This window comes from Micromonospora sp. CNZ285, assembly GCF_004637285.1.
Genome location: NZ_SPQD01000001.1, coordinates 6,471,239 through 6,491,546 on the forward strand (window position 1 = coordinate 6,471,239; position 20,308 = coordinate 6,491,546).

Genomic DNA, 20,308 nt, shown 5'->3' on the forward strand with positions numbered 1-20,308 from the left:
GCCTCAGAAGGACAAACCGGCCCAACGTCAGGATAAGAAGAAAGAGTAGATTCCATAGTCCTCGCCGCGAAAATTGCGAAGGTCTTCGACGTCGCAAGCACGGTGCTGGGCCTCCTGCCCGGCTTCATCTGCCAGCCCTGCGCCGTGCTGGGAATGATCGCCGGGATCCTTGCGGGTGTTTTGTTCTTTATCGCCGGCAAGATCGGCGATGCCATTAAAGCCTTCGGTGGGGCATTACTCGGCATGGTATCGGGCGAGGCGGGCAAGCTGCTGTCCAGCAAACTCCTTGTCAAAAAGTTTGGCGGTCAATTCTTCGATGTCGCCCATTCGATCAGCAACAACGTGCATCGTTGTCGATTTATTCCATCAGCCGTCCGCGTAAGGTCGATGCGGCTGTCGACGCCATCAACGTAGGCGTCGGAACGCTCTACAATGCACTCGTCCCACCCACCGACTGGCCATTGGACCGAGACACAAGGACGGCCGGGAATGGCGAGCACGTTCGGCCGACGAGAGCTGAGGTTGGTCCTGGCGGTTGTCCTGGGCACCCTTCTGGTCGGCGGCGGGATCCTGCTCGACGCTCGGCTGACGGCCGTGATCGACGAGCGGGTTCGCGTCGGCGCCGACACGACAGGCCGGGTGGTCCACGTCGAGCGGTTGAAGATTAGTCGTTCGTTCGCCGCCACGAGGTTGACTGTTGTCTATGCATTCGACGAAGTGCGGCACGGCATGCCTTGCTCGCTGTGGCTGAGCCGAGCAACGGCGATACCTGCGCTCGTCTCACCGCCGGATTCGAGATCGGTGTTGCACCGCTTGGCGGTACGTGCAGGAAGCGATCGTAGGCACCCCTTCAGGGATGCGTACCGGTCGATCCGTGATCCTGGCGACAGGCGCTCGTCTCGATCGGTGCTCATCGTTCCGAGACGGCTGCCCCACAATCTGGCGCGTCACAGGAGGCGTCACAAATCAAGATCGAACAGCCGATGTCAGCTGGCGGGGCGCGGCAAAATATGACATAGTCATGGGTGCATATCCGCACTTGGTAGCAGGTTTCGGTAGGGTCCGGCATTGGCCGTGACGAGGCTCACCATTCTGGCAGTGTGGGGGTCAGGGGTTCGAGTCCCCTCGGCTCCACCTTGTTTTGTGCAGGTCGAGCGGCATTTTCTCATCGAGAGATGCCGCTATGGAGACCTCCGGTTCCGTGTGGGCGTCAGCACCTCACACCTCGCCGGAGGTCTCGCCTCGTCTCAAGCCGCCACGCCGTCAACAACCCTCATGGGCATTACACCTAGCCGCCCAGGCCAAGGCGCGCGGGCAGTCACTCCAGGCGTACCTGCTGGAGTTGGTGGAGGTGCAGGCTCGACGGCTGCGGAACACGGCAGCCCTTGACCGCTTCGCCGGCCGGTCGGACGGTGCTCGCTCAATGCCGGGGGGGAGTGCCGCCGAGTTGAGTGACCAGCGGGAGCAGCGCGGACCATGGGGAAGCGCTGCGTGATCGTCGTCGATGCGTCGGTTCTGGCCGACGCCCTGGTTGACGACGGGCCGGTCGGCGACGTGGCACGGGCGGAACTCTCCAGAGATCCACACTGGGCCGCGCCGGGCCATCTGTTGGTCGAGGTCATGTCCGTGATCAGAGGCAAGGTCCTCGGTGGGAAGCTTGGCCTTGCTCGGGCGCAGGAGGCGGTCGACACCCTGCCCTCGTTGGTCATCGACGAGGTTGGTATCGCCATGCTGCTTGACCGGATGTGGCAGTTGCGGGTCAATGTCACGGCGTACGACGCGGCTTACGTCGCGGCGGCGGAGCTGATGGAATGCCCACTCGTGACAAGTGATTGCCAGCTCGCCAAGGCCGGCGGCGTCCGCTGCGAGATCCGACTTCTCGCCGCGTCCTGACGGTGGTCGCCCGAGGATCATCGGGCCGGTGCCCTTGGACCGGCCATCCTGAGCGGAAACGGCTCACCGGCGATCGTCGTACTGTGGTTCGCGTGGTGGTACCTCCGGCCCACCCGAGCGAAAACGCCCTGGTGGGGACGTGATCCCGTGTCAGGGCGTTTTGCCGCATCTGCGGTGGCGGGCGGCAAGCGCCTTCGCGATCACCTTCGAAGGCCGCACCACCAGCTAACCGTGCCGGACGGGTGCGGTGCGCGGCCCGCGGAGGCACTGAAGCAGGCGCAGCAGATCGGGCCACGTCTCGACCAATGCGGCGTCCCGGTCCGGGGCTTCGGCGATCCGTAGCACTGCCTCGTTCATCGCGCCGGAGAGCAAGGTGGCAGTTGCCTCGGGCGAGTTGACCTCAAGGTGCCCGGCTGCTGCCAGCGTGGCCACCGCCTCGGCCAGGTGGTGCCCGGAAGCGGCCGCGTCCTGGCTGCGCCACGTGCGCCAACCCATCACCGCGGGCGCGTCGACCAGCAGGATCCGCCGGTGTGTGTCGTCGACACTGGCGGTGAGGAACGCCCGGCAGCCGGCGACCAGGCCGTCCCATGGATCGGCGACCGCTTCGGCAGCGCTGGCGACCGCAGCGGCGACCCGCTGTTGCGCGGCGGCTGCGACGGCTTCGAACAGGTGCTGCTTGTTGCGGTAGTGATGGTAGACCGCACCCCTGGTGACCTGGGCTGCGGCGGCCACCTCCTCCAGGCGGACGGCCGTGTAGCCGCGTTCGGCGAACAGGGCAGTCGCGACGTCCCGGATGCGCCGGCCGGTGATCTCGCTCTGCTCCTTGGTGGCTCGCGCCATGCCGCACTCTTCCTTTACATGCTCCGTGTATGTATATTCCTTTACCTGCACAGTGTATGTAAAGGAGTTCGCCATGACACTCGCCAGCTCGTACCCGGTCCTCATGACGACCGACGTGACCTCGGCTGCGGCCTTCTACCGCGAGCACTTCGGGTTCCAGACGACCTTCGAGACGGAGTGGTACGTGAGCCTGCGCCGCGACAACTGGGAACTGGCGGTGCTGGACAGCAGCCACGAGACGATCCCGGCGGCCTACCGCGGGCCGGTCGCCAGTGGGATGCTGCTCAACCTGGAGGTGGACGATGTCGACGCCGAGTGGGAGCGCCTGCGGCACCTGGAGGTCGTGCTTCCCGTCCGGACCGAAGAGTTCGGACAGCGGCACTTCATCCTCGCCGGCCCGGACGGTGTCCTGATCGACGTCATCACCAACGTGGAACCTGCGGAGGAGTACGCGGACAGGTTCATCTCCTAGCATCTCGCAGGCAAACGGCGCTCAAGCGGCGCGGCCCGCGAGCACCAGCGCCCAGCACAGCGCGCCGAACCCGGCCGTACTCGCCAGCGTCCGCACCACGTTCCAGGTGACCCAGGCGGACTCGAAGCGCTCCCGCGCCGCACCGAGATCCGCCGCCCCGGCCGCCGCGAGCGCGTCGTTCAACGGCACGTTCACCGCCACGGTGACGACGAACATCACCAGGTACAGCGCGAGCCCGGCGACGATCCACGGCAGCGCCGGCCGGGCCGCCCCGCGCCACGCCAGCACCGCCGCGAGCGCCGCCAGCACCGGCGTACCCAGGAACGCCAGCAGGAACCAGCCGTTGACGATGGTGACGTTGATGCGCTGCATCGCGTCCACGAACGTGCGGTCGTCCGCGCCGCGCAGCGCCGGCATCACGGCGTACGCGAACGCGGCGAACAGGCCCGCCATCAGCCCGGCCCCGACTGTGGCGCCGACCAGCGTCAGTTGTTGTACGAGTCGCATGTCCTCATCGAACCGCCGCGCGGTGAGACGGCCCATGGCCAGGACGCGCGATCCTGTGTTCAATCGTCTCCGTGGACGCCGTCTCCGGCCTGCTCGACGGCCCCGGGCGCGGGGCGCCTTCCTGCTGCGCTCGATCCTCACCCCGCCCTGGTCGATGCTGATCCGGGACGAGGCGCCGCTCACGCTCGTCGCCGTGGTGCGCGGGGACGGCTGGATCGTGCCGGGGGAGGGCGAGGCCGCGCGGCTGACCGGCGGTGACGTGGCGATCGTGCGCGGCCCGGCCCCGTACACGGTGGCGGACGACCCGGCCACGGCGCCGCAGGTGGTCGTGCACCCGGGCCAGCGATGCACCACACCGGACGGGCGCGAGCTGCTCGCGATGACGCGGTGGGGCGTACGCACCTGGGGCAACGGGCCGGGCGGTCGGACCGTGCTGCTTACCGGCACGTACCCGGTGCGGGGAACTGTCGGGCGGCGGCTGCTGGACGCGCTGCCGCCGCTGGCGGTGGTCCGGCGCGAATCCTGGGACACGCCGCTGGTGCCGCTGCTGGCCGCCGAGATCGTCAAGGACGACCCCGGCCAGGAGGCGGTGCTCGACCGACTGCTCGACCTGCTGCTCATCGCCGCGCTGCGGGAGTGGTTCGCCCGGCCGGGTGCCGCCGCACCCGCCTGGTATCTGGCGTACGCCGATCCGGTGGTCGGCCACGCGCTGCGCATGCTGCACCACGACCCGGCCCGGCCGTGGACGGTGGCGTCACTCGCCGCGGAGGTGGGGATGTCGCGGGCGGCGCTGGCCCGGCGCTTCACCGCGCTGATCGGCGAGCCGCCCATGGCGTACCTGACGGGCTGGCGGCTGGCGCTCGCGGCCGACCTGCTCCGCGAGCCCGGCGCCACAGTCGGCGCGGTGGCCCGCCGGGTCGGCTACGGCAGTTCGTTCGCCCTGAGTACGGCGTTCAAACGCCGGTACGGCGTGAGCCCGCGCCGGCACGTCGACCCGGATAGATTGGCCGGATGACTGTCGACCTGTTCGCCGGCGTCCCGGTGCGCGATCTCGCGGTGGCGACGGACTGGTACGAGCGGCTGCTCGGCGCCCCGCCGCAGTTCCGGCCGAACGACAGCGAGGCGGTGTGGGAGCTGGCCGAGCACCGCTACCTCTACGTCGACGTGCGGCCCGAGCACGCCGGTCATGCCATGCAGACGGTCTTCGTCGACGACCTCGACTCCCGCGTCGCGGCGATCACCGCCCGCGGTCTGACGCCGACTGCGCAGGAGACCTACGACAACGGCGTCCGCAAGGTGATCTTCCACGACCCGGACGGCAACGAGATCGGCTTCGGCGGCGGCCCGGCCTGACGGTCCGGCCGGGCCGCGTGGATTCGCGGCCCGACCGGTGGCGTCAGCGCGGACGCCGCGTCTTCGGCAGGTCGAACTGGTCGGCCCGGCGGCAGTCCTTCGGGCCGCCGATCGCCTGCGGGCCGACCTCGTCGAGGGCCTTACGGGCGCGCTGGCGGCCCAGGTTCCAGGCGTACCAGGGGTCGGGCTCGGCGAGGTCGTCAGCGATCCAGCTCAGCGTGCACCGGCGGACCGGGTCGGGGAGCTTGGCGAGCGCCGGGGTGGCGTCGGCGGACAGCGCCCGCAGGTACCAGGCGTCGATCTTGCCGGTCTGCTCGTACCGCAGGGTGTTGCGGCGGGCGACGTAGTCCTCCGGGTTGAGCACGGCCAGGCCGAGCAGCATGGCCACCGCCAGTGCGAGCGTGGTGCCGGGGATCCACCGGCCCCGCCACTTGACGCCGGCCGCGATGATCATCAGGAAGACCGTGCCGAGCAGCATCTCGAACGCCATCACGAAGATCCGCTCACCGGTGAAGCTGTAGACCTTCTGGTACGTCCACATCCGGGACAGCGCCGACGCCACGATCACCACGCTCAGCGCGCTGATCAGCCCGAGCAGCACGCGCAGCATGATCCGCTCGACCGGCCGTTCCCGGCGTGCCCAGCGGCTCACCCCGCCGAGCACCGCCACCGTCAGCAGCGTGACGAAGAGCAGCTGCCAGAAGCCGCTGCGCGCGTACTCTGCGTAGCTGAGCCCGGCGACCCGCTGTACGTGCTGCTGCCCGCCGAAGAGCGTGGTGAACTGCACCACCACGAACCCGGCGAACAGCAGCGTGAGCGCGCCGATGGCCGGGGCCCACTCCAGCAGGCCGAGACGGCGTTCGCCCTCTCGATCCACGGTGGACAGGTCGGGCGGCGCGGCGAGCGTGTAGAGCGCGGCCACAGCGATCAGGCCGCCCACCACTGCGAGGAACAGCCAGCCGAACACCGTACCGACGTTGATCTCAGGGACGAGCGAGCCGAGCGCCTCGGAGAACGCCGCGTCGGCCGACGCGAGCAGGCTGCCGAAGACCACGAGCACCACGACCGTGGCGACCACCGAGACGGTCACCTTGCGCACCGTCGCCTCCTGCGGCGAGGCGGTGATGTGCCGGCGTACCCACGGCAGGCCGCGCAACGCCGCGAACGGCGTCGCCACCAGGCCGAACAGGACCGAGCGCACCAGCCGCCCGCCGATGATCGCGAGGGTGGCGCAGCCGAGCGCGCCGAGCACGCAGAACGTCACCAGCCACCAGGCGTTGCGGAACGCCGGCACGGCGATCAGGGCCAGCGCGGCCACCGCCCACCCGGCCCGGATGAGCTTGTCGGCGCGCGGCAGCTCCGCGGTCTTCGACCGGACCGCCAGCCCCACCGCGAGCGTGAGCGTGAGCCACCCCAGGAACCAGCCGACGCCGACGCGGCCGAGCGGCACGAAGACCGCGCTGCCGACCGCGGCGGCCAGCACCGCGAGCGGCACCGCCCGCCCGGTCGCCGCCTTCGGGCCGGGCCACCGCGCGCCGAGGAACGAGGTCCGCGGCACATGAGGTCGCGGCGCCCACGTCGGCGCCTGCGGGTGCCCGCTCCACCCCATTCCGGGGTACGCCGGCGCGGGCACCGGCCCACCGCCGTGCGGAGGCGGCGTGCCCGGAGCGCGTTGCGCACCCGGCGCAGCCCATGACCCGGAGGCCGGCGGCGTGCCTGGGGGAGCGGCAGGCGTCTGCGAGGCTCCCGGCGGGCCGGACGTCGCGGGCGTGGCCGTCTGCGGAGCGCCGCCGCCGGGACGCGCGCCGGCCTCACCGGAGCCGGTCGTGGCCGCCTCCGCTGCGGCGGCGCCTGCGACGGCCGGCTTCGAGCCGGCCGCCTGGGTACTGGCCGAAGCCGCCGGGGCGGCATCCGACGTGGACGATGCCGCGTCGCCGGTGGCCGGGGACGTTCCGCCCTCCTGCTCCCGGCGAGCCGCCGGAACGGCGTCCGGCGGAGCGGCGTCCGGCGAGGCAGCGACAGGCTCTCCGCCCGCCGGCCGGTCGACCGGTGCGGCGGCGGGGGCGGCGCCCTCCACGGGGGAGCGCTCGGCGGCGGGCGCGGTGGCCTGGGCGGGCACCGCCCCCGCGGGCTGGCCGGCCACCGTCGGCTGGACGGCCGCCGGGACCAGCGGAACGAACAACGCGTACCCCTGGGTGCCGGGCGGCACGCTGACCGGAATGGCCCAGCCTGGTTGCCCCTCGGCACCGGGCCACGGCACCGGCGCGGGAGCGCCCTCCATCGTGGGCACGACCAGCAGGTACGGCTGTGCGGGGGCGGGAACGTCGCCCGGCGCGGGCCCGGCCGCGGGGGCGGCGCGGGACGACTCGGGGGACGGGACCGGATCGGACAAGGGACGCTCCTCGATCACAGGGTTTCGTCACTCTAGGGCCCATCAGGCGTCCGTCGCCGCCCCGGTTGTCCGTTCGGTCATGCCGCCCGGGCCGATCGTCGCGGATCGAACCTTTGGCGGCTCGCGGCCGTACCAGTGCGCGGGAGGTCGATCACATGGCCGCACGTCGCGCGTTCGCCGCGCTCGCCGCCGTCGCCTCGACGGTGCCGCTGACCGCCGCGCCGGCCGCGGCGCACGGTGCGCCGACCAGCCCGCTGAGCCGGTCCGCCGCGTGCGGACCCGAGGGTGGCCGGGCGCAGACGCCCGCCTGCCGGGCCGCGGTCGCCGCCGGAGCGGCGGTACGCGAGTGGGACAACATCCGGGTGGCCCGGATCGACGGGCGGGACCGGGAACGCATCCCGGACGGGGAGCTGTGCAGCGGCGGGCTGTCCGCGTACCGGGGACTGGACCTGGCGCGCGCCGACTGGCCGGCCACCACGCTCACGGCCGGTGCCCGGCACACGTTCCGCTACCGCACCACCATCCCGCACCGGGGCACGTTCCGGTACTACGTCACCACCGGCTCGTACTCGCCTCGGCGCGTGCTGACCTGGGCGGACCTGGAGGAGAAGCCGTTCCTCGAGGTCACGGACCCGCCGATCCGCGCGGGCGCGTACGAGATGCGGGGGCGGCTGCCCGCCGGGCGTACCGGCCGGCACATCGTCTACGTCATCTGGCAGAACTCGGACACCCAGGACACGTACTACTCCTGCTCGGACGTGATCTTCCGGGCGGCACGCGGTGCGTCGGACCCGTCACCGGCAGCGCCGAAGGCGAGCGCGTCGCCTCCGCGTACCCTCGCCGGGGCGGCGGCCGACGACGAGCCGGCGGTGCCGGTCGCGACGGTGACCGACGGCGGACCGCTGTCCCGGCCGCTCGTGGTCGGCGCGGCGGCGCTCGTCGTCGCGCTGCTCGCGGCGGCGGTGGTCGGACTGCGGCGGACCGGCGGGCCGCCGCCCGGGCGGCCGTGCGGTGTCCGCAACCACCGCGCCGGGCGGCGCCGCGTCTGGTGACTCAGCCGAGCAGGCTCTCGACCTCGGCCAGGTCGTCCCCGGCGAGGTCGAGGTTGTTCAGCGCGGCCACGTTGCCCTCCAGCTGCCCGACGCTGCTCGCGCCGATGATGAGGCTGGTCATGCGCGGGTCGCGCAGCGCCCAGGCCAGGGCGAGCTGAGCAAGGGTCTGCCCGCGCCGCTCGGCCACCGCGGCGAGCCCCCGGACCGTCGCCATCGTCTCCTCGTCGAGGTCGCTCTCGTTCAGGAAGACGCTCGTGCGCACCCGGGAGTCGGCCGGGATGCCCTTCAGGTAACGGTCGGTGAGCAGGCCCTGGGCGAGTGGGCTGTAGGCGATGCAGCCGGCGCCGACGCGCTCCAGCGTGTCCAGCAGGCCGTCGGTCTCGGTCCAGCGGTTCATCATCGAGTACGACGGCTGGTTGATCAGCAGGGGTGTGCCCAGGTCGCGCAGGATCGCGGCGGCCCGCTCGGTCTGCTCCGAGTCGTAGTTGGAGATGCCGACGTAGAGTGCCTTGCCGGAGCGGACGATCGCGTCGAGCGCGCCCATCGTCTCCTCCAGCGGAGTCTCCGGGTCGAACCGGTGCGAGTAGAAGATGTCGACGTAGTCCAGCCCGAGGCGGCGCAGCGACTGGTCCAGCGACGAGATCAGGTACTTGCGCGAACCCCACTCGCCGTACGGGCCGGGCCACATCAGATAACCGGCCTTGCTGGAGATCACCAGCTCGTCCCGGTACGGCTTCAGGTCGGTGGCGAGCAGCCGGCCGAAGTTCTCCTCCGCCGAACCGGGCGGCGGACCGTAGTTGTTCGCCAGGTCGAAGTGGGTGATGCCGAGGTCGAAGGCGCGGCGGACGATGTCGCGCTGCCGCTCGAAGGGGCGGTCCGGTCCGAAGTTGTGCCACAGGCCGAGAGAGATGACTGGCAGCTTCAGCCCGCTGCGGCCACTGCGCCGGTAGATCATCTCGTGGTAACGGTCGTCGCTGGCGAGGTAGGTCACCAGGCCATTCTGTCCGGACCGGAGTGCGCACGCAGCAGCCCGGGTACGTTCGGCCTCATGCGTTACGTGCGGCTCGACACCCCCAAGCCCATCTCCAAGATCGGCCTCGGCACCTGGCAGTTCGGCTCCAAGGAGTGGGGCTACGGCCCCGAGTACGAGCGCCGGGCCGCCGAGATCGTCCGGCGGGCGCTCGACCTGGGCGTCACCCTGTTCGACACCGCCGAGCTGTACGGCTTCGGCCGCAGCGAGCGCATCCTTGGCGCGGCCCTGGGCGACGACCGGGCCAAGGTCGTGGTCGCCACCAAGATCTTCCCGCTGCTGCCGGTCGCGCCGGTGGTGCAGCAGCGCGCGGTCGCCTCCGCCGCCCGGCTCGGCGTCGACGGCATCGACCTCTACCAGGTGCACCAGGCCAACCCGGTGGTCGCCGACACCACCACCATGCGCGGCATGCGCTCGCTGCAGGACGTCGGACTGGTCGGCGAGGTCGGCGTCAGCAACTACGGCCTGCGCCGGTGGCGGTTCGCCGAGGCAGCGCTGGGCCGCCGGGTGCTGAGCAACCAGGTCCGCTACAGCATGATCGACCGCGGCCCCGAAGAAGACCTCATCCCGTACGCGGAGCAGGCCGGCCGGATCGTCATCGCGTACTCGCCGCTGGCGCAGGGTTTCCTCTCCGGCCGCTACGACGCCACGAACCCGCCCGCCGGGGCGGTACGCCGGGCCAACCCGTACTTCCTGCCGGAGAACCTGGAACGCGGCACCGCGCTGATCGCCACGCTGCGCGAGGTGGCCGACGCGCACGACGCCACGCCGAGCCAGATCGCGCTCGCGTACGTGCTGCGGCACTCGAACGTGGTGGCCATCCCCGGTGCCTCCGGGGTCGAGCAGATGGAACGCAACGCGGCCGCCGCCGAGATCGACCTCGCCGACGACGAGTACGCCGCACTGGTCGCCGCCGCGCACGCGTTCCGCCCGGTCACCGGCCTGGCCGCCGTACCCCGGATGGTCCGCGCCCGCCTCGGGAAGTGAGCGGCGCTCCGGTGGCGTCCCCTGTCACGGGAGTGACGACGGGCGCCGCCGGTCATCGGACCGCGCTAGCGTGGGTCGGGTGACCGCTCCCAACCAGGTTTCCCCGGTGCCACCCGCCGACCTGCCGAGCACGCTCGGCGAGCTGCGCGCGACCGGCCACCGCTACCGCACGGTCAAACAGGAACTCCGAGACAACCTCCTCGCCCGGATGGGTTCCGGCGAGGACCGCTTCCCCGGCATCGTGGGCTACGAGGACACGGTGCTGCCCGAGGTCGAGCGCGCGCTGCTCGCCGGGCACGACATGGTGCTGCTCGGCGAGCGCGGGCAGGGCAAGACCCGGCTGATCCGCTCGCTCGGCGCGCTGCTGGACGAGTGGACCCCGGTGATCCCCGGCTCGGTACTCAACGAGCACCCGATGCACCCGCTCACCCCGGCGTCCCAGGCGCTCGTCGACTCCGCCGGCGACGACCTGGCGATCGGCTGGCTGCACCGCTCGATGCGGTACGGCGAGAAGCTCGCCACGCCGGACACCAGCGTCGGCGACCTGATCGGCGACGTCGACCCGATCCGCCTCGCCCAGGGCCGCACGCTCGGTGACCCGGAGACCATCCACTTCGGGCTCGTACCGCGTACCAACCGGGGCGTCTTCGCCGTCAACGAGCTGCCCGACCTGGCCGAACGCATCCAGGTGGCGCTGCTCAACGTGCTGGAGGAACGCGACATCCAGGTCCGCGGCTACCAGCTGCGGCTGCCGCTGGACCTGCTGCTGGTGGCCAGCGCCAACCCGGAGGACTACACCAACCGGGGCCGGATCATCACGCCGCTGAAGGACCGGTTCGGCGCGGAGATCCGTACCCACTATCCGCTGGACCTGGACCTGGAGCTGGCGCTGATCCGGCAGGAGGCCGATCTGGTCGCCGTCGTACCGGAGCACGTGCTGGAGGTGCTGGCCCGGTTCGCCCGCGACGTGCGGGAGTCGCCGTCGGTGGACCCGCGCTCCGGTGTGTCCGCCCGGTTCGCCATCGCCGCCGCGGAGACGGTGGCCGCCGCCGCGTTGCGTCGTTCCGGTCTGCTGGCGGGTGCCTCTGCCGGCGCTGGTGCCGGCGTCGGTGCCTCGGGTGGGGGCGCCGGGACGGCGTCCCGGCCGGAGGCGCCGGTGGCCCGGATCGGGGACACCGTGTCGGTGACCTCCACGCTGCGCGGCAAGGTCGAGTTCGAGAGCGGCGAGGAGGGACGCGAGATCGAGGTGCTCGCGCACCTGCTGCGTACCGCCACCGCCGAGACGTTCCGCGCCCGGCTCGCCGGGCTCGACCTGTCCGGCTTCACCGCGATCGTCGCCGAGGGCGGTGCCGTCGAGACCGGGGAACTGGTCTCCTCGTCCGAGCTGTTGCGCCAGGTCGGGACCGTGCCGGGGCTGGCCAAGGTGCTCGACCGGCTCGGCCTCGGCGACGCGCCCAGCCCGGAGGAGGCGGCAGCCGGCATCGAGTTCGTGCTGGAAGGGCTGCACCTGACCCGCCGGCTCGGCAAGGACGTCACCGAATCCGGGCGCACCGTCTACGGGGACCGGGACTGACAGTGGCCGGCGGCAACCGCTTCCGGTACGGGCAGTGGCGCGGCGGACCCGACCCGCTCGCCCCGCCGTACGACGTGCGCGCCGCGGTGGACGCGGTCGGCTCGGACGTGCTCGCCGGCGGCAGCCTGCGCGAATCCCTGCGCGAGCTGCTGCGACGCGGCCCGCAGGGGCGCGGCGGGCTCGACGACCTGGCCGCCCGGGCCCGCCGCCTGCGCCGGGAGGCGCTGCGCCGGGGCGACCTCGACGGCGCCGTCACCCGGGCCCGGGCACTGCTCGACCAGGCGCTCGCCGCCGAACGCGACGAGCTGCGCGGCCGCGACGGCGACGACGCCCGGTTCGCCGAGGCCGTGCTCGACAACCTGCCCCGCTCCACCGCCCGCGCGGTGTCGGAGCTGTCCGAGTACGACTGGGCCAGCGCCGAGGCGCGGCAGACGTACCAGCGGATCCTCGACGGGCTGCGCGGCGACGTGCTGGAGCAGCGTTTCGCCGGGCTGCGCGACGCGGCCCGGGCCACCGCCGACCCGGCCGTCCAGCGGCAGCTCGCCGAGATGATGCGCGACCTCAACGACCTGCTCGCCCGGCACGCCCGCTCCGAGGACACCACCGACGCGTTCGCCGAGTTCATGCGCCGCCACGGCGAGTTCTTCCCGGAACGCCCCGAGGACGTCGACGAGCTGATCGACGTACTGGCCCGGCGGGCCGCCGCCGGTGAGCGGCTCATGCGGTCGCTGTCGGACCGGCAACGTGAGGAACTCGCCGGGCTGATGCGCCAGTCGCTCGGCGACCGGCTCTCCGGTGAACTGTCCCAGCTCGACGCGCACCTGCGGTCGCTGCGGCCGGACATGAACTGGCAGCGCGGCGAGCGGGTCCGCGGCGACCAGCCGCTCGGCTACGGCGAGGCCACCGGCGCGCTCGACGAGATCGCCGAACTCGACGAGCTGCTGGACTCCCTCGACCAGGACCAGCCCGGCGCCACACTCGACGACGTCGACGTGGAGGCCGTCGCCCGCACGCTGGGCCGGGACGCCGCCGACGACGTACGCCGGTTGCAGGAGCTGGAACGCGAGCTGCGCCGCCAGGGCTGGGTCACCCGCGACGCGGACGGGCTGACGCTCAGCCCGAAGGCGCTGCGCCGGCTCGCGAGCACCGCGCTGCGGCGCGTCTTCTCCGACCTGACCGCCGGCCCGCGCGGCCAGCACGACCTCCGTTCGGCGGGCGCGGCAGGCGAGGTGAGCGGGGCGTCACGCCCCTGGGAGTACGGCGACGAGCAGCCGCTGGACGTGGTGCGCACGCTGACCCGGGCGGTACGCCGGGCCGGCCCCGGGGTGCCGGTGCCGCTCGCGGTCGAGGACTTCGAGGTGGTGGAGACCGAACGGCGGGCGTCGGCGGCTGTGGTGCTGTGCGTCGACCTGTCGTACTCGATGATCTCGCAGGGCCGCTGGGGTCCGATGAAGCAGACCGCGCTTGCCCTGTCGCACCTGATGGCGACCCGGTTCCCGCAGGACGCGCTGCAGATCGTCGGCTTCGGCCGGGAGGCGATGCCGCTCACCCAGCAGGAGCTGGCGGCGGTGGAGCCCGACATGCAGCAGGGCACCAACCTCCAGCACGCGCTGCGGATCGCCGGACGGCACCTGCGCCGCCACCCGGGCGCCGAGCCGGTCGTGCTGGTGGTCACCGACGGCGAGCCCACCGCGCACCTGGACCCGGAGGACGGCGAGGCGTACTTCCACTGGCCGCCGCTGCCGGAGACCATCTCGGCGACGATCCGGGAGGTGGACCGGCTGACCCGGTACGGTGCCACGCTCAACCTGTTCATGCTGGGCGACGATCCGGGACTGCGCCGGTTCGTGGACGCGGTGGCACGGCGCTCGGGTGGCCGCATGTTCACCCCGGACTTGGACGACCTGGGCGAATACGTCGTCTCCGACTACCTACGAGCCCGCCACGGCCGCCGCTGACCCCGCTCCCGCCCGGGCACCCGCCCGCCCTCTCCGTCCCGTCCTCTCTCCGTCCCGTCCTCTTCATCGATCTTGGAGTTGTGGCGCCAGGACATGCCCGTTTCGCACCGTTAGCGAGGCACCACAACTCCAAGATCGCCGCACCCCTCCCCGGCGCCACCCCGCGATCTTGCACTTTCGTGCCGGGCAAACCTCGCAAAAGGGACGCCCGAAGGGCCCTGACTGCAAGATCGCGCGGCCGGTCGGGCGAGCGCCCGGCGGCGTCGCGCTCCCCGCACCGAGCCGGCCCCGCTCGGGCCAGCCCCGCCCTGGGTCAGCCCTCGCCCTGGGTCAGTCCTGCCTGGGCCAGCCCTGCCCGGGTCAGCCCGGCCGAGGTCGCGTCGATCATGAACTTGACGGCATTTCGTGTCCGGTTTGTCGCCGCCAACTTCATGATCGACCGCGCCGGGGGCGGGCGCTTGTGGTGCCATCCGTGCCGACGTGGGTGGCGTGTCCGGTTCGGGGGTGGTGGGCGGCACTCTGACGGCGGAATCGTCGGCGGGTGGGTGGCGTTGTAACCGGGCGAACGACCGAGCACCGGCGGCGCGCCCTGGCGGCGTCCGCGAGCCCGGGAATCATCCCGGCCGGCTGGTCGTTGAGTACGGTTCCGGCGACGTGAGCCCCGGGGAATCACCCCGCTCGGCTGGTCGTTGACGATGGTTCCGACGGCGTGAGCCGGCCCGGGAATGATGCCGGGTGGCAGGTCGTTGGACATGCTTCCTGGCGCCGCGCAAAGGCAGCACTCCCCGTGCCCCGCGAGCAGCCGGATCCCCCGAAGACTTTTCTGAGCGCCTGACGTGGTGCTCGCGCCCGCGCCGAAACCCCCTTGGTGTGGGCGTCGACCCCCGAATGGAGCACTTGTGATGAACACGATTCTGCGGAAGAGCGTTCTCGGTATCGCTGGTCTGGCTTTCACCGGTGGCGTGTTCGCCGGTCCGGTCGCCGCCCACGCCGCCGACACCACCCACGCGGCGAAGCCGGTGAGCGTGAGCGTGCAGGGTGACAAGCTGATCCCGCACGGCGTCCAGGGCGACCAGTCGCGCATCGACCTGAACGACGAGCAGGTCAAGAACGTGAAGGCGATCATCGCGGCGACGAAGAAGGCCGGCATGGACGAGCGCGCCGCCGTCGTGTCGATCGCCACGGCGTTGCAGGAGTCGAAGCTGGAGAACCTCGGCCACCTCGGTGACCGCAACGACCACGACTCGCAGGGCCTGTTCCAGCAGCGCCCCTCCAGTGGTTGGGGCACGGTGGAGCAGATCACCGACCCCGAGTACTCCACCACCGCGTTCCTGAAGGGCCTCAAGCAGGTCGACGGCTGGCAGGACATGCCCCTGACCAAGGCCGCCCAGACCGTCCAGGTCTCCGCCTACCCCGACCACTACGCCCAGTGGGAGCAGCAGGCCGCCGACCTCGTCGCCCAGCACTGGAACAAGTAAGAGACACGAAGGCCGGCACCCCGAACCAACGGGGTGCCGGCCTTCACGCGTCCGGGTGAACCGAGCCCGGTAGCCGGGGTGGCCGCAGCGGCCGTGAGGGTTGGATGCGGGGCATGGACGAGGTGGACGCCCCGGCACTGCGGCAGGCGTACGAGGAGTTGTTCGCGGAGATCGACGCGGGCGGGTTCGGCCCACCGCCCGAGGGTCAGTTGAGCGCCGAGCAGATCGTCGCGCACCTCGCCGCCAACGACGAGTTGATGAGCGAGGCGACCGAGGCGGTGCTGGCCGGGTCGCCGTTCGCCTACTACGACCTGGACACGATCCACCGTCCGCAACTGGACGCGCTGGTGTCCGAGTGCGGCGGGCTGGACGGCCTGGCCGCGTTGTTCCGGGCCACCAGTCAGAAGTTGTGCGCGCTGGCCGAGCGGCTCGGCCCGGCGGCGGAGACACCAGTGGACACGGTGCTACGCGAGGGCTTCGACCTGGATGTGGACGACTCGCTGCCCTGGGGTAGGGCGCTGGACCTGCACATCCGCGTACACCTGCCGCTGCACCTCGCCCAGCTCCGCGCGCTGCGCCGCCAGCCCCACCTGGCCTGACCGTCAGACCGGCTGACCTCCGGGCCGCTTAGCCCTCGGGTCGTCGATCATGCAGTTGTGGCAGTGGACAACTCCGACATGCCCGGCCTTCCAGGCGCCACAACTCCAAGATCGACGAGAGCGGGCGCGGGAGCGGGAGCGGGCGGGGCGGGGGAAGGGCGGCGGAACGTTCGGCGGTAGGTGGTGGGAGCCACGCCGACCCGGGCGTGGAAGTGCTGGCGCAGTGCGGCGGTGGTGCCGAAACCTGCGTCCCGGGCGATCCGGTCCACGCTCAGATCAGTCGTCTCCAACAGCACCCGGGCGTGCTCGGTGCGCTGCTGGAGCAGCCACTGCGCCGGGCTGAGCCCGGTCTCGGAGCGGAAGTGCCTGGTGAACGTACGGACGCTCATGCGCGCGTGCGCCGCCATCTCGCGCAGCGCCACCGGCTCGTGCAGCCGCTGCCGCGCCCACTCGCGGGTGGCGGCGGTGCCGTTGTCGGCGCTGCGGGGGACGGGCCGTTCGATGTACTGGGCCTGCCCACCGTCGCGCCACGGCGGCACCACGCAGCGCCGGGCGGCCCGGTTGGCCACCGCGCTGCCGTGGTCGGTGCGGACGACGTGCAGGCACAGGTCGATGCCGGCGGCCACCCCGGCCGAGGTGAGCACGCGCCCGTCGTCGACGAAGAGCACGTCGGGGTCGAGCGGTACGCCGGGGTGCAGGCGGCGGAAGCGCGACGCGTACGCCCAGTGCGTGGTGGCCGGGCGGCCGTCGAGCAGGCCGGCGCCGGCGAGTACGAACGCGCCGGTGCAGATGGACATGACGCGCGCGCCCCGGTCGTACGCGGCCCGCAGCGCCTGGGCCACCTCGGCGGCGACCGTGCCGTCGTGCAGTGGCGTGCCGGAGTGGATGCCGGGGACGATCACCGTGTCGGCGCGCTCCAGCAGTTCCAGGCCGTGATCGGGGAGGACCTGGAAGCCGGCGCTGCTGCGAACGGGCAGCCCGCCGGGGGTGCAGGTCGCCACCGCGTACAGCGGGGTGCTGTCGTCGGCGCGGGCGGCGCCGAGGACCTGGGCGGGGGTGCCGAGGTCGAGCGCCACCACGCCGTCGAGGGCGAGGACGGCGACCCGGTGCGGTACGGACATGGCCCGATTATTGCGCACGATGGCTTTCCGGCCGCTCGTCGCGGAAACCGCCCGGCCCGAGACTCGGTAGGTGACCCGCTCCCGCCTGCACCCGGCCTGGCTCGTCGCCGCCGTCGCCTTCGTCGCGCTCGTCGGCGCCGCAGGTTTCCGCGCCACCCCGGGCGTGCTGCTGCACCCGCTGCACGCCGAGTTCGGCTGGCCGCTGGCGACCATCTCCGCCGCCGTCTCGGTCAACCTGCTGCTGTACGGCCTCACCGCGCCGTTCGCCGCCGCGCTGATGGACCGGTTCGGCATCCGCCGGGTGGTGGCCGGCGCGCTGGTGCTGGTGGCGGCCGGCAGCGGCCTGACCGTGGGGATGACCGAGAGCTGGCAGCTTCTGCTGTGCTGGGGCGTCCTCGTCGGGCTGGGCACCGGCTCGATGGCGCTGGCGTTCGTGGCGACGGTGACCGGGCGCTGGTTCGTCAAGCGGCGCGGCCTGGTGACGGGTGTGCTCACCGCGGGCGGCGCGGCCGGGCAGCTCGTCTTCCTTCCGCTGCTGGCGGTGCTGGTGCGCGACCACGGCTGGCGCACGGCGGCACTCGTCGTCGCCGGGGCCGCGCTGGCGGTCGTACCCCTTGTGGTGTGGTTGTTGCGGGAGCACCCGGCGGACCTGGGGCGGCCCGCGTACGGCGCGACCGAGGTCGTGCCGCCGGCCCGGCCGGAGGGCGGCGCCGCGGCGCGGGCGGTCGGCGCGCTCGCCGCCGCCGCGCGGACGCGGCCGTTCTGGCTGCTCGCCGGTGGTTTCGCGATCTGCGGCGCGACCACGAACGGCCTGGTCGGTACGCACTTCGTGCCCGCGGCGCACGACCACGGCATGCCGGAGACCACCGCCGCCGGCCTGCTCGCCGTGGTCGGGCTTTTCGACATCGCCGGGTCGATCGCCTCCGGCTGGCTCACCGACCGGGTGGACGCCCGGCTGCTGCTCGGCGCCTACTACGCGTTGCGCGGGGCGTCGCTGCTGGTGCTGCCGAGCCTGTTCGCCGGTACTGCCGAGCCGAGCATGCTCGTCTTCATCGTCTTCTACGGGCTGGACTGGGTGGCGACGGTCCCGCCCACAGTGGCGCTGTGCCGGGAGTGGTTCGGCGCGTCCGGCGCCGTGGTGTTCGGCTGGGTGTTCGCCGCGCACCAGTTCGGCGCCGCGCTCGCGGCCACCGGCGCCGGCCTGGTCCGGGACCGGCTCGGTGACTACGCGCTCGCCTGGTACGTGGCCGGGGCGCTGTCGGTCGGCGCGGCCGGGCTGTCGCTGCTGCTGCGGCGCCGTCCCGCCGGCGAGCCCGCGTTCGCGCTGCCGGTGGTCGCGGGCCGGCGGGCCTGGAGCTACCGGGGCTGACGGGTCGGCGCTATCGGGGGTGACCGGTCTGCGCTACCGGGGGTGACAGGTCAGCGCCACCGGGGCCGACCGGTCAGCCGGCCGCCCACTGCTGCTCGGGAGCGCCGCTGCACGGCGCCTGCTCCAGCTCGCGGCCGGGCTCGGTGCCCGCGTCGTCGACCTGCGCGCACTTGCCGCTGTGCACTGCCACAAGCAGCGCCGCGCCGTCACCGGCCTGCTGGAACCGCCACTGCTGGTTGGCCTGCCCGTTGCAGGACCACTGCTGCACGTCCGCGCCGTCGTCGGTCTTCGCCTCGTTGACGTCCAGGCACTTGCCGCTCGCCGCGTTGACGAGCAGGTAGGTGTCGTTGGTGACCGGCGTGACCACCCACTGCTGCTCCGGCCCGCCGGTGCAGTCGGCCAGCGCCGCCTGGGCGCCCTCGGCCTCGTCGCCCGTCACGCCGAGGCAGCGCCCGGACGGCACGCCCCGGATTACCTTCGGCGTGGCCACCGGCGCGGCGGGGGTGCTCGGCGCCGCGCTGGGCGACGCCGACGGCGTGGGCTCCGCCGTCGGCTCCGCGCTCGTCTCGCTCGGCTCCGCGGTGGGCGCTGCCGCCGCCGGCACCACCGGCCGCTCGGTACCGCCGCCGAGCACGCCGGTGGCGAAGAAGGCCCCGAGGAGTACGCCCGCCACGCCGACGCCCAGCGCGACCCGCATCAGCGGGTCCTGGGGCAGCCGGACGCCACGGACGCCACGGGCGCGGCGGGCGCCGTAGACGGTGCCGGACGGGTCGGAGTGCGGGTCGGCCATGGGGGCATAGTGACCCACCGGGGCCGCCGGGTGCCAGTCGCCCCGGCGGCACGGTGACTCAGCCGACGACCCGGACGTCCTTCCAGAACGCCACCCGGTCGCGGACCATCTCCGCCTCCGGCTTGGGATCCGGGTAGTACCAGACGGCGTCCGGGCTGGTGGCGCCGCCGTGTTCGAGCGTGTAGTAGGAGGCCGTGCCCTTCCACGGGCAGACCGTGTGGGTGTCGGACTCCCGGATCAGGTCGTCGCGCAGCGCGGCACGGGGGAAGTAGTGGTTGCCCTCGACCACCACTGTGTCGTCGCTCTCGGCGACGACGAGGTCGTTCCAGACAGCTTTCGGCATGTCCTCCACGCTATGCCGGTGGTCGCGTACCGGCCACCGCTCGGCGTACCGGCCACCGCTCAGCGCGTCGGCTCCTCGTCCGTCACGTCGGCCACCGTCGCGCCGAGCGTGGCCAGCGCGGTGTCCGCGTCGACGGCGACGGCGAGGCCGTGCTCGCCCGCGCCGAGCGTGATCTCCCGGCCGCGCAGCCGCTCGTCGGCGATCACCGGCCAGGCGGTGGTGGAGCCGAACGGCGTGATGGTGCCGCGGGCGTACCCGGTGGCGGCCTTCGCCGCCTCGGCGTCGGGCATCGACAGCCGGCTCACCCCGAGCAGGGCGCGCAGCTTCGGCCAGGAGATCACCCGGCCGCCGGGCGTGAGCACGAAGAGCAGGTCGCCCTCGCCGCGGCGGACCACGATCGTCTTGACCACGTCGGGCACCTCGACGCCGCGCGCCGCGGCCGCCTCGGCGAGGCTCGCGACCGGACCGTGGCGGATCACCCGGTACGGCAGGCCGGCGTGGTCGAGAGCGGTCAGCGCGGGATTCGCCATGGCGGTCACGGTAACGCGCGC

Annotated in this window: 19 protein-coding genes and 3 pseudogenes; 14 read left to right on the forward strand and 8 right to left on the reverse strand. The window is 72.6% G+C overall.

The features are described 5' to 3' along the window. Positions 1-102: 102 nt before the first annotated feature. The 4 genes and pseudogenes from CLT75_RS29995 to CLT75_RS30015 all read left to right on the forward strand — a co-directional run bounded on the left by CLT75_RS29995 (position 103) and on the right by CLT75_RS30015 (position 1,893). Positions 103-414 carry a hypothetical protein gene (locus tag CLT75_RS29995; protein WP_135243471.1) on the forward strand — a complete coding sequence of 104 codons (312 nt, stop codon included), beginning with the start codon at positions 103-105 and terminating at the stop codon, positions 412-414. A gap of 311 nt (positions 415-725) precedes the next feature. Then, a pseudogene (locus CLT75_RS33530) lies at positions 726-838 on the forward strand (IS5/IS1182 family transposase); the annotation flags it as partial. A gap of 450 nt (positions 839-1,288) precedes the next feature. Next, a pseudogene (locus CLT75_RS33535) lies at positions 1,289-1,495 on the forward strand (hypothetical protein); the annotation flags it as partial. After that, complete coding sequence (locus tag CLT75_RS30015) at positions 1,477-1,893, forward strand: type II toxin-antitoxin system VapC family toxin (RefSeq protein ID WP_135243472.1); 417 nt, start codon at positions 1,477-1,479, stop codon at positions 1,891-1,893. The pseudogene CLT75_RS33535 and the gene CLT75_RS30015, both read left to right, overlap by 19 nt. A 225-nt stretch (positions 1,894-2,118) precedes the next feature. Here CLT75_RS30015 and CLT75_RS30020 read toward each other — a convergent pair whose 3' ends face one another. Further along, on the reverse strand, positions 2,119-2,733 hold the full coding sequence (locus CLT75_RS30020; protein WP_013284233.1) for a TetR family transcriptional regulator: 615 nt from the start codon (positions 2,731-2,733) through the stop codon (positions 2,119-2,121). Between the two features lie 73 nt (positions 2,734-2,806). Here CLT75_RS30020 and CLT75_RS30025 point away from each other — a divergent pair, with 73 nt between their 5' ends. Then, positions 2,807-3,205 (forward strand): VOC family protein, encoded by a 399-nt coding sequence (locus CLT75_RS30025; RefSeq protein ID WP_135243473.1) that lies wholly within the window; start codon positions 2,807-2,809, stop codon positions 3,203-3,205. Between the two features lie 21 nt (positions 3,206-3,226). Here the strand turns inward: CLT75_RS30025 and CLT75_RS30030 are convergent, their stop codons facing one another. After that, positions 3,227-3,712, reverse strand: a complete 486-nt coding sequence (locus CLT75_RS30030) for an anthrone oxygenase family protein (RefSeq protein WP_167796984.1) — start codon at positions 3,710-3,712, stop codon at positions 3,227-3,229. A 71-nt stretch (positions 3,713-3,783) separates the two neighbouring features. Between CLT75_RS30030 and CLT75_RS30035 the strand changes: the two are divergent. Both CLT75_RS30035 and CLT75_RS30040 read left to right on the forward strand, forming a co-directional pair. After that, positions 3,784-4,727, forward strand: a pseudogene (locus CLT75_RS30035) (AraC family transcriptional regulator). Beyond that, positions 4,724-5,065 (forward strand): VOC family protein, encoded by a 342-nt coding sequence (locus CLT75_RS30040; protein WP_135243474.1) that lies wholly within the window; start codon positions 4,724-4,726, stop codon positions 5,063-5,065. Before CLT75_RS30035 ends, CLT75_RS30040 begins: the two are co-directional and overlap by 4 nt. A 43-nt stretch (positions 5,066-5,108) precedes the next feature. Here CLT75_RS30040 and CLT75_RS30045 read toward each other — a convergent pair whose 3' ends face one another. Further along, positions 5,109-7,457: a DUF4153 domain-containing protein gene (locus CLT75_RS30045; RefSeq protein WP_135243475.1), complete on the reverse strand. Its 2,349-nt coding sequence runs from the start codon at positions 7,455-7,457 to the stop codon at positions 5,109-5,111. A 155-nt stretch (positions 7,458-7,612) separates the two neighbouring features. Here CLT75_RS30045 and CLT75_RS30050 point away from each other — a divergent pair, with 155 nt between their 5' ends. Further along, on the forward strand, positions 7,613-8,509 hold the full coding sequence (locus CLT75_RS30050) for a lytic polysaccharide monooxygenase (protein WP_135243476.1): 897 nt from the start codon (positions 7,613-7,615) through the stop codon (positions 8,507-8,509). 1 nt (position 8,510) lies between these two features. Here the strand turns inward: CLT75_RS30050 and mgrA are convergent, their stop codons facing one another. Then, a complete protein-coding gene (gene mgrA / locus CLT75_RS30055) occupies positions 8,511-9,500 on the reverse strand; it encodes an L-glyceraldehyde 3-phosphate reductase (protein WP_135243477.1) in 990 nt (329 codons plus the stop codon). A gap of 57 nt (positions 9,501-9,557) precedes the next feature. On the opposite strand from mgrA, the gene CLT75_RS30060 reads away from it, so the two are divergent. The 5 genes from CLT75_RS30060 to CLT75_RS30080 all read left to right on the forward strand — a co-directional run bounded on the left by CLT75_RS30060 (position 9,558) and on the right by CLT75_RS30080 (position 16,134). Then, a complete protein-coding gene (locus tag CLT75_RS30060) occupies positions 9,558-10,526 on the forward strand; it encodes an aldo/keto reductase (protein WP_135243478.1) in 969 nt (322 codons plus the stop codon). 70 nt (positions 10,527-10,596) lie between these two features. Beyond that, positions 10,597-12,099, forward strand: coding sequence for a magnesium chelatase ATPase subunit I (locus CLT75_RS30065; RefSeq protein ID WP_135243479.1), 1,503 nt, complete (start codon positions 10,597-10,599; stop codon positions 12,097-12,099). Positions 12,100-12,101: 2 nt separating this feature from the next. Continuing rightward, the gene (locus tag CLT75_RS30070; RefSeq protein WP_135243480.1) at positions 12,102-14,057 is read left to right on the forward strand and encodes a VWA domain-containing protein; all 1,956 of its coding nucleotides are present in this window, start codon (positions 12,102-12,104) and stop codon (positions 14,055-14,057) included. Between the two features lie 902 nt (positions 14,058-14,959). Further along, the gene (locus CLT75_RS30075; protein ID WP_135243481.1) at positions 14,960-15,535 is read left to right on the forward strand and encodes a hypothetical protein; all 576 of its coding nucleotides are present in this window, start codon (positions 14,960-14,962) and stop codon (positions 15,533-15,535) included. A 104-nt stretch (positions 15,536-15,639) separates the two neighbouring features. After that, positions 15,640-16,134 carry a hypothetical protein gene (locus tag CLT75_RS30080; protein ID WP_013284249.1) on the forward strand — a complete coding sequence of 165 codons (495 nt, stop codon included), beginning with the start codon at positions 15,640-15,642 and terminating at the stop codon, positions 16,132-16,134. Positions 16,135-16,181: 47 nt separating this feature from the next. On the opposite strand, the gene CLT75_RS30085 is transcribed toward CLT75_RS30080, so the two are convergent. After that, complete coding sequence (locus CLT75_RS30085) at positions 16,182-17,255, reverse strand: helix-turn-helix domain-containing protein (protein WP_209310406.1); 1,074 nt, start codon at positions 17,253-17,255, stop codon at positions 16,182-16,184. A 70-nt stretch (positions 17,256-17,325) separates the two neighbouring features. On the opposite strand from CLT75_RS30085, the gene CLT75_RS30090 reads away from it, so the two are divergent. Next, the gene (locus CLT75_RS30090) at positions 17,326-18,624 is read left to right on the forward strand and encodes an MFS transporter (protein WP_135243483.1); all 1,299 of its coding nucleotides are present in this window, start codon (positions 17,326-17,328) and stop codon (positions 18,622-18,624) included. 73 nt (positions 18,625-18,697) lie between these two features. Here CLT75_RS30090 and CLT75_RS30095 read toward each other — a convergent pair whose 3' ends face one another. Genes CLT75_RS30095 through CLT75_RS30105 form a run of 3 tightly spaced genes read right to left on the reverse strand, consistent with a single transcriptional unit; the run spans position 18,698 to position 20,287 of the window. After that, on the reverse strand, positions 18,698-19,414 hold the full coding sequence (locus CLT75_RS30095; protein ID WP_135243484.1) for an RICIN domain-containing protein: 717 nt from the start codon (positions 19,412-19,414) through the stop codon (positions 18,698-18,700). A 58-nt stretch (positions 19,415-19,472) separates the two neighbouring features. After that, positions 19,473-19,757 (reverse strand): DUF427 domain-containing protein, encoded by a 285-nt coding sequence (locus CLT75_RS30100; protein ID WP_135243485.1) that lies wholly within the window; start codon positions 19,755-19,757, stop codon positions 19,473-19,475. Positions 19,758-19,816: 59 nt separating this feature from the next. Next, entirely contained in the window at positions 19,817-20,287 is a 471-nt protein-coding gene (locus CLT75_RS30105) for a YbaK/EbsC family protein (RefSeq protein ID WP_209310407.1), read from the reverse strand. Between the last annotated feature and the right edge of the window lie 21 nt (positions 20,288-20,308).

Coding starts and splice junctions, on each gene's coding strand:
- CLT75_RS30095 (WP_135243484.1), bottom strand. CDS start 19,414: ATGGCCGACCCGCACTCCGACCCGTCCGGCACCGTCTACGGCGCCCGC.
- CLT75_RS30025 (WP_135243473.1), top strand. CDS start 2,807: ATGACACTCGCCAGCTCGTACCCGGTCCTCATGACGACCGACGTGACC.
- CLT75_RS30030 (WP_167796984.1), bottom strand. CDS start 3,712: ATGCGACTCGTACAACAACTGACGCTGGTCGGCGCCACAGTCGGGGCC.
- CLT75_RS30080 (WP_013284249.1), top strand. CDS start 15,640: ATGCGGGGCATGGACGAGGTGGACGCCCCGGCACTGCGGCAGGCGTAC.
- CLT75_RS30100 (WP_135243485.1), bottom strand. CDS start 19,757: ATGCCGAAAGCTGTCTGGAACGACCTCGTCGTCGCCGAGAGCGACGAC.
- CLT75_RS30060 (WP_135243478.1), top strand. CDS start 9,558: ATGCGTTACGTGCGGCTCGACACCCCCAAGCCCATCTCCAAGATCGGC.
- CLT75_RS30050 (WP_135243476.1), top strand. CDS start 7,613: ATGGCCGCACGTCGCGCGTTCGCCGCGCTCGCCGCCGTCGCCTCGACG.
- CLT75_RS30020 (WP_013284233.1), bottom strand. CDS start 2,733: ATGGCGCGAGCCACCAAGGAGCAGAGCGAGATCACCGGCCGGCGCATC.
- CLT75_RS30075 (WP_135243481.1), top strand. CDS start 14,960: ATGAACACGATTCTGCGGAAGAGCGTTCTCGGTATCGCTGGTCTGGCT.
- CLT75_RS30040 (WP_135243474.1), top strand. CDS start 4,724: ATGACTGTCGACCTGTTCGCCGGCGTCCCGGTGCGCGATCTCGCGGTG.
- CLT75_RS30015 (WP_135243472.1), top strand. CDS start 1,477: ATGGGGAAGCGCTGCGTGATCGTCGTCGATGCGTCGGTTCTGGCCGAC.
- CLT75_RS30085 (WP_209310406.1), bottom strand. CDS start 17,255: ATGTCCGTACCGCACCGGGTCGCCGTCCTCGCCCTCGACGGCGTGGTG.
- CLT75_RS30105 (WP_209310407.1), bottom strand. CDS start 20,287: ATGGCGAATCCCGCGCTGACCGCTCTCGACCACGCCGGCCTGCCGTAC.